This window comes from Acinetobacter sp. P1(2023) (assembly GCF_028367635.1).
Lineage (GTDB): Bacteria > Pseudomonadota > Gammaproteobacteria > Pseudomonadales > Moraxellaceae > Acinetobacter > Acinetobacter pittii_E.
Window position 1 is genome coordinate 170211 of the sequence record NZ_JAQNDD010000006.1, and the last position, 13502, is coordinate 183712.

Below are 13502 nucleotides of genomic sequence, written 5' to 3' on the forward strand. Positions count from 1 at the left end.
AGAATCATAGGCAAAATTATCTAAACAGCGTAAACTATGCAAAATTTATTAAATAGAAATTGTCTTACGACAAAAAAAGGTGAAAGCGAATGCCGCTGAGTCGTGTTGAAGATCTTGTCGCCGATATTCGTGCAGGCAAAATGGTTATCTTGATGGATGACGAAGATCGCGAAAATGAAGGTGATCTTGTCATTGCAGCAACGCATGTTCGTCCTGAAGATATTAACTTCATGATTACTCATGCACGTGGTCTAGTTTGTCTAACGTTAAGTCGTGAGCGCTGTAAACAGTTAAACCTTCCTTTGATGGTTGACCAAAACGGTGCCCAACATAGCACTAACTTTACGTTATCAATCGAAGCCGCTGAAGGTATTACAACAGGTATCTCAGCAGCAGAGCGTGCACATACAATTCAAACTGCTGTCGCAGCGCATGCAAAACCAACTGATATCGTACAACCTGGCCATATTTTCCCATTAATGGCACAACCAGGTGGTGTTTTACATCGTGCAGGTCATACCGAAGCAGGTTGTGATTTAACGCGTTTAGCAGGTCTTGAACCGGCTTCTGTCATTTGTGAAATCATTAATGAAGATGGCACAATGGCACGCCGTGCAGATTTAGAAATTTTTGCCGAGAAGCATGGCTTAAAAATTGGTACAATTGCGGACTTGATTCACTACCGCATGACCAATGAGCAAACGGTTGAACGTCTGGATCAAAAGACCATTCAAACAGAATATGGTTCATTTGAACTCTATCGTTATCGTGAGATTGGTAACCCGGACATTCATTTGGCTTTAGTTAAAGGCGAGCCAAAAGAAGGTGTTACAACAGTACGTGTACATGGTTTCAGTCCAATTCGCGATTTACTTAAGCTGAATAAAGCTGATGGTGAACCTGCGTGGAATCTAGACCGTGCACTACAGACGATTGCAGCGAGTGATCGCGGTGTTTTAGTCTGGATCGGACAAGATCATTTGCAAGACTTGGGACCAGCGTTGGATGATTTAAATAAGCCAAAACCGGTGAAATCCAATGCAGCACTTTCACATCAATATCAAACCATTGGTGTAGGTGCTCAAATTTTGCGTGATTTAGGTGTTGAAAAAATGAAGCTTCTTAGCTCACCATTACGTTTCAATGCTTTATCTGGCTTTAATTTAGAAGTAGTGGAATATGTCACTGCTGATCAAATCACAACGAAATAATCGAGGTTGCTATGGCAATTCGCCGTATTGAAGGTTTATTACATCTCGCAAGCGAAGGTCGTTATGCGATTTTAGTGGGTCGTTTCAACAGCTTTGTTGTTGAACACTTATTGGATGGTGCAATCGACACATTAAAACGTCATGGTGTAAATGAAGATAACATTACTGTTATTCATGCTCCTGGCGCATGGGAACTCCCGATTGTTGCTAAAAAATTAGCTACATCAAACCAATTTGATGCAATCATCGCACTTGGCGCAGTGATTCGTGGTAGCACACCACACTTTGACTTCGTTGCTGGTGAATGTGCAAAAGGTTTAGGTGTAGTCGCGTTAGAAAGCAGCTTGCCTGTCATCAATGGTGTATTAACTACTGATAGCATCGAGCAAGCCATCGAACGTTCAGGTACAAAAGCAGGAAACAAAGGTAGCGAAGCTGCGTTAACTGCTATTGAAATGGTTAATTTATTAAAGGCAATTTAAAGCATGTCTCAAACACTGCAAGCCGCTTATGCAGCAAAACGTAAAGCACGTCGTTTTGCTGTACAAGGTATTTATGAGTGGCAAATGAGTCACAATCCTGTACATGAAATCGAAGCACGTACCCGTGCGGAAAATGCAATGCACAAGGTAGACTTAAACTACTATCACGAACTGCTAACACAAGTGATTGCACAGCACGAAGATCTTGATGCATTACTTGTTCCGGTTCTTGACCGTGAACTTAGTGCACTTGATGGTGTAGAGCTAGCAACATTACGCTTAGGTGCTTACGAGTTACGTGATCATTTAGAAGTACCTTACCGAGTAGTTCTAGATGAGGCTATTGAACTCGCTAAACACTTTGGTGGAGCAGATAGCCATAAATATATTAACGGCGTTCTAGATCGTTTAAGTTCAACACTACGTAGTGCTGAAAAACAACAAGCAAACTAACAGGTTTGAAGTTGATATGGCTGAGTTTTCTATTATTGACCAGTACTTTAACAGACAATCTTATACAGATGTCACCTTAGGTATTGGAGATGACTCAGCCTTAATTACCCCTCCCGCAAACCAACAATTGGTGATCTGTGCAGATACACTCGTTGCTGGACGTCACTTCCCTCTTGATACTTCTGCCCATGCAATTGGCTGGAAAAGTGTGGCTGTCAATCTTTCAGATATTGCAGCAATGGGGGCAAAACCGCATAGTATTTTACTTGCACTCAGCCTACCCACCATTGACCATGAATGGCTTAAAGGATTCAGTCAGGGAATTTACGACTGCTGTAATCAATTTGGGGTTGCTCTTATTGGTGGAGATACGACGCAAGGTCCACATCTGACCATTACCGTGACGGCTATGGGCTGGATTGAAGCTGGACAAGCGGTGTTACGTTCGGGCGCAAAAGTCGGTGACTATGTTTGTGTGAGCGGTCAAGTTGGAGATGCAGCTTATGGTTTACAGCATCTAGGTCATCCATTACAAAAAAGACTAGACTACCCGACGCCACGTTGTCAGCTTGGACAACAGTTAAAGGGATTAGCTTCAAGTATGATTGATATTTCGGATGGATTAGCCCAAGATTTAGGTCATATTTTAAAAGCGTCAAAGGTCGGTGCCCGATTATTTTTAGAAAAATTACCGACTGATTCAACACTACAAGAACTACCGGAACAGCAACGTTGGCAATATGCACTCGCTGGTGGCGATGACTACGAATTATGTTTTACAATAACACCGCAAAATTATGAAAAACTTTTGCAAAAACAACTAGACATTAAGATTACAATGATCGGAGAGATCGTTGAAAAAACACAACTAACTTTTGAGCATTTGGGTTCAGATTACCCATTGCAAATTCATGGATACCAACACTTTGCATAAGCCACCGATTCATTTTAAGGACATGTCTTGGTTCAACCGCTGCATCGTTTTCTGTGGAGTTGGTTTCGGATCTGGTCTCGCACCTAAAGCTCCCGGTACTTTTGGCTCTGCCTTTGCCCTACTCTTCGTTCCAATCTGGTTATCGCTTGGCTTTCACTTAAGCTTGATCGCCATCCTCATCATGTCATTGGTCGGGATTTATATCTGTGGTCAAACTGCAAAAGTTATAGATGTACACGATGATGGTCGAATTGTGTGGGACGAATTTGCAGGTCAATCTATTACCTTTCTTCCTCTGCTTTATTTACAACAAATGAATTGGATGTGGGTGATCGGGGGATTTATATTATTTCGGATTTTCGATGTTTGGAAACCTTGGCCTATACGCGTTATTGATCGTCAAGTGCATGGTGGTTTTGGTATTATGCTTGACGATATTATTGCCGGTGTATGGGCTGCTCTTTGTACACTAATTATTATCCATTTGAGTTAAATCATTAGAGTTATTCATGTCAACTACCGTCATTATTCTTGCTGCAGGCAAAGGAACGCGTATGCGTTCTCAGCTTCCTAAAGTACTACAACCTTTAGCGGGTCGCCCACTTTTAGGACATGTCATTCAAACAGCAAAAAAAATACTCGCAGAAAATATTATTACGATTTATGGACATGGTGGTGACCACGTCAAACAAACTTTTTCACAAGAAAATATTGAATGGGTTGAACAAGCAGAACAATTAGGTACAGGCCATGCAGTACAAATGACCTTACCCGTACTTCCTAAAGACGGTATTTCATTAATTCTTTATGGTGATGTGCCTTTAGTACGTCAAACAACACTCGAGCAACTTGTTGAAGAATCAAGTAAAACGGGTATTGGCATGATTACTTTACATGTCGATAATCCAACAGGTTATGGTCGTATCGTTCGTCAAGAAGGCAAGATTCAAGCGATTGTTGAGCATAAAGATGCAACAGAAGCTCAGCGCCAGATTCAAGAAATCAACACCGGTATTTACTGTGTTAGCAACGCAAAACTTCATGAGTGGTTGCCTAAACTTTCAAATGAAAATGCGCAAGGCGAATATTACCTAACCGACATCGTGGCAATGGCTGTTGCAGATGGACTAGAAATCGCATCTATTCAACCAGAACTCGCATTTGAAGTTGAAGGCGTCAATGACCGTTTGCAACTTGCTGCACTTGAACGTGAGTTCCAACAACAGCAAGCAAAAGAGCTTATGCAACAAGGCGTAACTTTTGCAGACCCTGCACGCTTTGACTTACGTGGTTCAGTGAAAGTCGGACATGACGTTCGTATTGACGTCAATGTGATTATTGAAGGTGACTGCGAACTGGGCGATTTTGTCGAAATCGGCGCTGGTTGTATCTTAAAGAACACCAAAATTGCAGCAGGCACTAAAGTTCAGGCTTATAGCGTTTTTGATGGTGCTGTTGTCGGTGAAAATGCTCAAATTGGACCATTTGCACGCTTACGCCCAGGCGCTAAATTGGCAAATGAAGTACATATTGGCAATTTTGTGGAAGTTAAAAACACAACGATTGGATTGGGTAGTAAAGCTAACCATTTCACCTATTTAGGTGATGCAGAAATCGGTGCTGAATCAAACATTGGGGCAGGTACGATTACTTGTAATTATGACGGTGCAAATAAACACAAAACCACTATTGGCGATGCCGTTTTTATCGGTTCTAATAGCTCGCTGGTTGCTCCGGTGACTATTGGGAATGGCGCTACAGTTGGTGCGGGTTCTGTGATTACGAAAGATGTAGCCGAACAAAGTCTCTCCTTTGAACGTGCGCAACAAATTTCAAAAGCAAATTATCAACGTCCCCAAAAGGTTAAAAAATAAGAGGATTGAAGTATGTGTGGTATCGTCGGAGGCGTTGCAGAACGTTGTGTAACCGAGATTTTAATTGAAGGTTTAAAACGTCTTGAATACCGCGGTTATGATTCTGCGGGTGTTGCTTTACTGAATAACCAACAAATTTTACGTGAGCGTCGTGTAGGTAAAGTAATCAATCTTGCCGATGCAGTTGCTGAACACCAGCTTACAGGGGCTATCGGGATTGCACATACACGTTGGGCAACGCACGGTAAACCAACTGAAAATAATGCCCACCCGCATATGTCTGGTAAGGTGGCTGTTGTACATAACGGTATTATTGAAAACTACCAAGAATTAAAAGACGACCTTCAAGCTTTAGGTTACGTTTTTACTTCTCAAACAGATACTGAAGTTGTTGCACACTTAGTTGCTGAAGCACTAAAAAGCACAGATAGCCTTTTAGAAGCTGTCGAAACTGTTGTACCGCAGCTTAAAGGTGCCTATGCGTTAGGTATTATCCATAGCGATTATCCAGATGAACTGATTACTGTACGTGAAGGTTCACCACTCGTGATTGGTGTAGGTATTGGTGAAAACTTTATTAGTTCAGACCAACTTGCACTTTTACCAGTGACTAACCGCTTTATGTACCTAGACGAAGGCGATATTGCACGTCTTACTCGTACTTCAATTGAAGTATTTGCAAATGGCGAACGCGTTGAACGCCCAGTGCGAGAGCTTGATGCAACCGTAAGCAGTGCATCAAAAGGTGAATACAAGCACTACATGCTCAAAGAAATTTATGAGCAACCAGAAGCAATCAAGCAAACGATTTCTCAAGCGCTTGATGGCAATAGCTTACGTGATGATTTTTTGAAAAATGCTGATGCAGATTTCAACAAAATTCAAAGTGTACAAATCATTGCGTGTGGTACAAGTTACCATTCAGGAATGATTGCGAAATATTGGTTTGAACAACTGATTGGCGTGCCTTGCCAAGTTGAAATCGCAAGCGAATTCCGCTATCGCACTCCTGTAATTGTTGAAAATACACTTTATATTTGTATTTCTCAGTCAGGTGAAACTGCTGATACTTTAGCTGCACTACGTGAAACTCAAAAGCGTGCGAAAGCAAACAATATCGATATTCAGACTTTGACTATCTGTAACGTTGCTACGTCTTCAATGGTTCGTGAAACTGATCATCACTTATTGACGCTTGCTGGTCCTGAGATTGGTGTTGCTTCAACTAAAGCGTTCACGACTCAGCTCGCTGCGCTTATGTTGTTAATCTTGAAAATTGGTCAAGTGAAACAACGTATTAGCCCTGCTCTTCTTGAAGAAATTACACGTGAGTTATGGCACAGCCCGAAAGTTATTCTTGATACGCTTAAACATGATCCAGAAATTTTGCGTTTGTCTGAATTATTCGTTGAAAAAAATCACTGCTTATTCTTAGGCCGTGGTACGAATTATCCAATCGCATTGGAAGGCGCATTAAAGCTAAAAGAAATTTCATATATTCATGCAGAAGGCTATGCAGCTGGTGAGTTAAAACACGGCCCATTAGCACTTGTTGATAATGAAATGCCGATCGTAATTCTTGCTCCAAATGATGAAATGCTTGATAAGCTAAAATCAAATATGGAAGAAGTTCAGGCACGTGGTGGTGAATTATTCGTTTTCGCTGATGAAAATAGCGGAATCAGTGGAAAAGACCGTCAACACGTTGTGCATATTCCAGCAGTAAACGAATGGCTTGCACCAATCGTTTATAGCGTACCAGTTCAGTTGTTGTCTTATCACGTTGCTGTTTTACGTGGTACAGACGTTGACCAGCCACGTAACTTGGCGAAGTCAGTAACTGTAGAGTAATTCAAAAAAGGTCATTATTAAGGCATCACTTGCTTTAATAACTGATTGATTAGAGCCCGATATGTATTAATGCATATCGGGCTTTTTATAGTTCTACTGCTTTTACAGACAATTTCTCAGATAACAAAGAAAAAGTAACGTCTGCAACTTCCAACGGGTCTGAACTGGTCCAAATAATATGATTCCCTTCATTTGGACTTTCAGAACTTAAATCATATGTATTTAATTGGCGCATTAAATGTGCGGTAACTGCTTCCGAAGGCTCAATAATTTGAATATCACGACCAACAATTTCCTGAATCGTATCTGAAACAAACGGATAATGTGTGCATCCTAAAATAATCGTATCGACTTTTTGCTCGACCAACGGCGCTAAAATATTTTTTAAATAATCCTTAACTTCCGCTGTATGCGCTTTACCCGTTTCAATTTTTTCGGCTAAGCCAATGCACGGCACTAAAGAGACTTTAATATCTTGCGCATACGTTTCAATTAAACTTTTTAAGTTTTTACCCTTCACCGTAGTGGCTGTTGCCAAAACAGCAATGTGCTTACTTTGTGTGATTGCCACTGCTGGTTTTACCGCTGGTTCTATCGCAATCAGTGGCACATTAATTTGTGCTCTAATCGTTTCAATCGCTACAGCCGTCATGGTGTTACAAGCAATCACGATCGCTTTACATTTGCCATGATTAACTAGATTTGAAATTAAATGCGTGGTTCGTGAAACAATCCAGTCACTTTCTCTGTCGTCATAAGGCACATATTTTGAGTCTGCAAAATAAATAATATCTTCATTCGGAAGCGCCTGCCGAATATGCTTAAAGAGAGACAACCCGCCTAAACCAGAGTCAATCATTCCAATCGGGTTATTCTTCTGGTTCATTATTTTTCCAATTTAAAATTCTAAAAGAAACTATATTTTTTATAATTATATTCTGTTTTCTATTGGTTTTTAAATCAGGCCCAACGAGGACCTGACCTAAATTTCGAATTTTATTTTAAGTTGCCGCTTTTTGTTCCTTAATCCAATTTTTAATACGTGCATCCAATATATTTAAAGGCAATGTTCCTGCGTTTAAGATTATGTCGTGGAAGGCTTTGATATCAAAACGATCTCCAAGCTCATGTTTTGCTAATTCCCGTAGCTCTAAAATTTTGAGTTGGCCCATCTTGTAAGCTAATGCTTGTGCAGGAATAGCAATATAGCGGTCGGCCTCTGCCTGAATATCAGGCTCATCTAAAGCTGAGTGTTCACGCATAAAATCAATCATTTGCTGGCGGGTCCATTTTTTATAATGCACACCAGTGTCCACCACTAAACGACAAGCACGGAACAACTCACTTGAGAGCCTTCCATAATCTGAAAGCGGGTCTTTATAAAAACCCACATCTTTACCCAATTGCTCTGCGTAAAGTGCCCATCCTTCAATGTAGGCGGTGTGGTTGGGTTGCTTTCGGAACATCGGTAAATTTGGCAGGTTTTGGGCAATATCAATCTGCATATGGTGGCCGGGAATTGCTTCATGGTAAGCAGTCGCTTCCATTGATATTTTGGAACGTTCAGAGAAGTCACCAGTATTTACATACACCTGTCCGGGACGTGAACCATCAGGCGTGCCTTGGTGATACTCCGCTCCTGCCGCTTCTTTTTCTCGATATTGCTCTACAGGCAAAACTTCGACTTTATTTTTGGGTAATAAACCAAACAGCTTCGGCAACTCGGGTTGCATTTGGGCAATATACCCACGATAAATCTCTAAAATTTCTTCACGAGATTTTGGGAAAACCGCAGGATTTGTTTTTAAAGATTGTTGGAAACTTTTTAAGTCTTTGAAACCTTGTGCTTTGGCAATTTTCAGCATTTCCGCTTCAATACGAGCAACTTCTTTCAATCCGAGCTGATGAATATTTTCAGGGCTTTCTGAGGTTGTTGTATTATTTTCTACATAAAAACGATAGAGCTCGTCACCGTTTGGCAAGCTCCATATACCCTCGTGTTGTCGTCCATAGGGTAAGTAATCTTTCTGAATAAATGTGCCAAGTTTTTGATAAGCGGGGCGAACATACTGATCTATGGCCTGTAAGATTTCACGGCTTAAACGCTCTTGTTCTGCTTTAGAAATGTTTTTTGGAAATTGCTTTAATGGAGAAGCAAAAACACTGTCCTTCCCTGCTGGAGTTGCAATGCTATTAATCTGCTTTGCCACTTTTTCAATTAAATATTTGGGTGGCATCAAGCCATCTTTTTGTCCTTGTTTCGCTAACTGAATCCCTTGATCAAAAATAAGAGGGATTTGTTTTAAACGAGAAATATAGTCTTGATATTGCTTAGCATTATCAAATGGAATCGAACTAATAAATCCCGGAAATTGTAAATGTAGCCCCCACATTTGATTGAAAGGCATCTCATACAATTTCAAATCATAACTTTTAAGTGTCTCTTTCAACTGATAAATCATTAAATCTTTATTTAATTGATCAGTTGCTGAAAATCCTGTGCTATCAATTGCTTCAAAACGTTTTAAAAAATTTTGAGTAGTTTTTTTATCTTTCTCGATCTGATTTTTTGAAACCTCGGTCCAACGATTGTTGTAGCGTAAATCTCCTAGAGTCGTTGCAATTTCAGGGTTATTTTTCAAAGTATATTCCCACTGTTCTTGTAAAAGCTGGTTTAAAGCTTTCACCCGAACAGAGACATCACTGTTTTGTTTAGATTGTGATTTTTCGACGGTATTTGTATTTATTTCGGGGGTTGCAGCACCAGAAGAATGAGACATCCAAAATAAAACACTGATACAAGCAAAATGTAAGGATCTGTTTTTCATTTAATTATCCAGAAATATTTAACGAAGGTTAAAATAAAGACAAAACAAATTACGTGCCAAGCAGCATATAAAATGGTGTAAAAATCGAGTATTTTTTAACTCAATGATTTTATAAATTAATTTTCTTTTTAATTAAATTATTTATAGTTGCTATCTATATTCCGTATCTGACTATAATAATCCAGAAACCAAAAAAAGCGCACATGATCGATCTCAGTGCACTTTTTAATTTTTACATTAAAAATTGTTTCTCAAGAAAACAAATATTGATAAACAATATATGCAGCCAGTTTTGCTGTTCGGTTGTCCAAATCAAATTTTGGATTGCACTCGGCAATATCTAAAAGTTTGATTTTTCCAGTCTCTTGAATATGCTTAAAAATTGCTTCAAAAGTGGCTAAATCAATTCCTTTTACAGCTGGTGCACTGACCCCCGGTGCAACCGCAGCCGCGAAGACATCTAAATCAATTGTAACGTACAAACAGTCTACTTTTTCAATAAAAGCATCTATCGCCGCGAGCACGTTATTCAGGTTAAAAATATTAATCTCATGATCACGTAAATATGAACAATTTAGAGCATCGGCTGTATCAAACAAAACTTTAGTATTGGCATGGTTAGCGACCCCAATACATAAATAATTAAATTGTTTTTGATGCTGTTCTGAAAGTCGCGCTGCTTGTAAAAAAGGTGTTCCAGAAGTTGCATGCTCTGCTTCACGCAAATCGAAATGGGCATCGAAATTAATAATGCCTATTTTTTTATCTGGCGCGTGAGCTTGTACATATTGGAACAGACCGCTAAAGCTGCCAAATGCAACCTCATGTCCACCACCAAGTACAATCGGTTTTAAATCATTTTGCAGACTATTTGCGACTTGCTCAGCCAACTCTGTTTGGGCTTGCTCTAGGTTGCCATATTCACAGGTCACTGTACCCAAATCGACCATACTGACTGGACAATGAATGGGTAAATTGGCAAGTTGTGTGCGAATTGCATCTGGTGCATCGGCAGCACCGACTCGGCCTTTGTTACGCTTCACGCCTTCATCAGAGCTAAAACCAATCAACGCAAATTCGGCATGTTGAGTTTTATTCATAATATGGTGAATACGTTGGTGTGCTTCACCCTCGCCATCATGACGACCTTGCCATTTAAATGTGTGATTCATGTGACACCGTTTAAAAAATAACTTCTTGTCCATGCTGAACGACTCGCTTAGGCAAATCTCCGCCCAGCCAGTAAACAATTTCAGATGGATGCTCAATATCCCAAGCCACAAAGTCAGCGACTTTGCCCTGCTCTAGACTGCCGTGCGTTTGTTCTAAACCAAGTGCTTGTGCCGCATGAATGGTGACACCAGCTAATGCTTGCTCAGGCGTTAAGCGGAAAAGTGTGCTGCCCATATTGAGCATTAAACGTAAAGAAAGTGCTGGAGATGTACCCGGGTTTAAATCACTCGACAGCGCAATACGGACGCCATGCTTAATGAGACTTTCAATTGGTGGGTATTGTGTTTCACGTAATAAATAAAAGGCACCCGGTAGTAACACTGCAACCGTGCCCGACTCTGCCATGGCTTTGACATCATCTTCGGTCATGTATTCTAAATGGTCAGCCGACAAAGCATGATACTGCGCTGCCAAGCTTGAACCACCTAGCGATGAGAGCTGCTCAGCATGAAGCTTAACGGGCAAACCCAATGATTGTGCCATTTTAAAAACGCGTTCAACCTGAGCAGGTGAAAATGCTAAATGCTCGCAGAATGCATCTACTGCATCGACTAAACCTTCAGCATGCAGTTTAGGCAGCATTTCTGTACAGATATGTTCGATATAAGCATCACTTTGGTCTTTGTACTCTGGCGGTAAAGCATGCGCAGCTAAACACGTGCTTTTAACCGTCATTGGTAAAGCTTCACCAATTTGACGGATCACACGTAGCATCTTGCGCTCGTTTTCGTAGTTGAGTCCGTAACCAGACTTAATCTCAATGGTGGTTACACCATCTTGCTGCATACAGCGAATACGTTTAAGTGCTGATTTTAATAGTTGTTCTTCGCTTGCTTCACGCGTTGCACGCACTGTACTTGCAATACCGCCACCGCTTGCTGCAATTTCAGCATAGCTCACGCCTTGTAAGCGCTTTTCAAACTCAACACTACGGTTGCCACCAAATACACTATGCGTATGGCAGTCGATAAACCCTGGGGTTACCCAAGCACCTTTTAAATCAACTGTTTCGGAATAAGTATCGGTAGGAAGTTGTTGTTGTTTTCCAATCCAGTGAATGAGATGCCCTTCTGTGACAATTGCAGCATCTTCAATGTAGGAATATTGCCCATTTTGCATGGTCGCAATGTGGCAATTTTGCCAAAGTTTTTTCATTAGCCCTTCCTCAAAACTGCCCAATAGTTCAACCATTGGGCAGTTCATTTGTTAGCTTTCTATCTCAACATTTTGCTGGATAGGATTACTTTCCTTTCCCAAGCTTTGCTCTGGCTTTACCCAAATGCGATAAGCAATTGTTAACAGAGCAAGCCAAGTGATTCCTACATAAATTGCAGGACGTGAATCTGGGAAATACCCCATCATGACTAAAATGAACGCCATAAAACCAATCGCAAATGCAGGTGCATATGGCCAACCCCATACAGGGAAATCCAGTGCCTTAATTTCAGCAGTAGATAACTTACGGCGCATTGCGACTTGCGAAAGTAAAATCATGAGCCACACCCAAACGGTTGCGAAAGTTGCAATCGACGCAATGATCATGAACACATTTTCAGGAATCAGGTAATTCAGCACGACACCAATTAATAGCACACCAGCCATAACCACTACGGTCATCCACGGCACGCCATTACGTGATAATTTCTGAAAAACTCGAGGCGCTTGACCACGATTTGCCATGCCATAAAGCATACGGCCAGCACCAAACACATCACTATTAATTGCCGAGATCGCGGCGGTCACCACCACCATATTTAAAATATGCGCAGCAGATGGAATTCCTAGATTTTCAAAAATTTGTACAAATGGACTACCTTGGCTACCAATTTGATTCCATGGGAAAATCGACATCAAAACAAAAATGGTCAATACATAGAAAAGTAAAATACGTACTGGAACAGCATTAATCGCTTTTGGCAAAGTTGTTTTCGGGTCTTGTGATTCACCTGCCGTAATACCAATAATTTCGATACCACCGAACGCAAATACAACCACAGATAAACATGCAACCAAGCCTGCAATCCCATGCGGCATAAAGCCATCATAAATCCACAAGTTTTGAATCCCCGGAACTACACTGCTATGGTCAGCATGGAAACCGTAGAACATTAAGCCTATTCCACCTAAAATCATGGCAACAATCGCACTCACCTTGACAATAGAAAGCCAAAACTCGAGTTCACCAAAGACTTTAACGTGAATCAGGTTAATTGCACCCAAGAACATAATCAGGGATAAAATCCAGATCCACCGTGGTACATCGGGATACCAGAACCCCATATAAATACCAAAAGCAGTCACATCGGCAATCGCAACAATTACCATTTCAAAGACATAAGTCCAGCCTGTCGTAAAGCCAGCCAAAGGCCCAATGTACTGTGATGCATAGTGGCTGAATGAGCCAGAGACGGGATTATGGACAGCCATTTCACCCAATGCGCGCATAACGATATAAATTGCAATCCCTGCAACGATATACGCAAGTAAAACTGAAGGCCCTGCCATTTTAATGGCAGTTGCCGAACCATAGAAAAGCCCAGTTCCAATTGCTGAGCCCAATGCCAAGAAACGAATATGGCGGGTGTTTAAACCCCGCTGTAGTGTGGAGTTTTGTGACATTATAATCTCCAATCCTT

At 40.9% G+C, this 13502-nt stretch carries 12 protein-coding genes; 7 read left to right on the plus strand and 5 right to left on the minus strand.

All coding sequences use genetic code 11. From position 1 onward, the window contains the following. The first annotated feature begins 89 nt into the window (after positions 1–89). From ribBA to glmS, 7 genes are read left to right on the plus strand one after another with little or no spacing between them, the layout of a single operon-like run. Positions 90–1211, plus strand: coding sequence for a bifunctional 3,4-dihydroxy-2-butanone-4-phosphate synthase/GTP cyclohydrolase II (gene ribBA, locus POD11_RS11240; protein ID WP_016142707.1), 1122 nt, complete (start codon positions 90–92; stop codon positions 1209–1211). Between the two features lie 11 nt (positions 1212–1222). Further along, positions 1223–1693, plus strand: a complete 471-nt coding sequence (gene ribH / locus POD11_RS11245; RefSeq protein WP_002119264.1) for a 6,7-dimethyl-8-ribityllumazine synthase — start codon at positions 1223–1225, stop codon at positions 1691–1693. Between the two features lie 3 nt (positions 1694–1696). Beyond that, on the plus strand, positions 1697–2146 hold the full coding sequence (nusB, locus tag POD11_RS11250; RefSeq protein WP_032054550.1) for a transcription antitermination factor NusB: 450 nt from the start codon (positions 1697–1699) through the stop codon (positions 2144–2146). A gap of 16 nt (positions 2147–2162) precedes the next feature. Continuing rightward, positions 2163–3080, plus strand: coding sequence for a thiamine-phosphate kinase (thiL, locus tag POD11_RS11255; protein WP_262457219.1), 918 nt, complete (start codon positions 2163–2165; stop codon positions 3078–3080). Beyond that, positions 3058–3573 (plus strand): phosphatidylglycerophosphatase A family protein, encoded by a 516-nt coding sequence (locus tag POD11_RS11260; RefSeq protein ID WP_016142704.1) that lies wholly within the window; start codon positions 3058–3060, stop codon positions 3571–3573. The genes thiL and POD11_RS11260 overlap by 23 nt, the downstream gene beginning before the upstream one ends. 16 nt (positions 3574–3589) lie before the next feature. Further along, positions 3590–4954: a bifunctional UDP-N-acetylglucosamine diphosphorylase/glucosamine-1-phosphate N-acetyltransferase GlmU gene (glmU, locus tag POD11_RS11265; protein WP_224992211.1), complete on the plus strand. Its 1365-nt coding sequence runs from the start codon at positions 3590–3592 to the stop codon at positions 4952–4954. 12 nt (positions 4955–4966) lie between these two features. After that, complete coding sequence (gene glmS / locus POD11_RS11270; RefSeq protein WP_262457220.1) at positions 4967–6805, plus strand: glutamine--fructose-6-phosphate transaminase (isomerizing); 1839 nt, start codon at positions 4967–4969, stop codon at positions 6803–6805. An 85-nt stretch (positions 6806–6890) separates the two neighbouring features. On the opposite strand, the gene murI is transcribed toward glmS, so the two are convergent. From murI to POD11_RS11295, 5 genes are all read right to left on the minus strand, one after another. Then, positions 6891–7691 carry a glutamate racemase gene (gene murI / locus POD11_RS11275; RefSeq protein WP_262457221.1) on the minus strand — a complete coding sequence of 267 codons (801 nt, stop codon included), beginning with the start codon at positions 7689–7691 and terminating at the stop codon, positions 6891–6893. A gap of 115 nt (positions 7692–7806) precedes the next feature. Next, positions 7807–9633, minus strand: coding sequence for a DUF885 domain-containing protein (locus tag POD11_RS11280; protein ID WP_262457222.1), 1827 nt, complete (start codon positions 9631–9633; stop codon positions 7807–7809). Positions 9634–9884: 251 nt separating this feature from the next. Further along, positions 9885–10805 carry a formimidoylglutamase gene (hutG, locus tag POD11_RS11285; RefSeq protein WP_262457223.1) on the minus strand — a complete coding sequence of 307 codons (921 nt, stop codon included), beginning with the start codon at positions 10803–10805 and terminating at the stop codon, positions 9885–9887. A 10-nt stretch (positions 10806–10815) separates the two neighbouring features. After that, entirely contained in the window at positions 10816–12021 is a 1206-nt protein-coding gene (gene hutI, locus POD11_RS11290; RefSeq protein WP_262457224.1) for an imidazolonepropionase, read from the minus strand. Between the two features lie 51 nt (positions 12022–12072). Then, positions 12073–13485, minus strand: coding sequence for an amino acid permease (locus POD11_RS11295; RefSeq protein ID WP_016142696.1), 1413 nt, complete (start codon positions 13483–13485; stop codon positions 12073–12075). Positions 13486–13502: the final 17 nt, after the last annotated feature.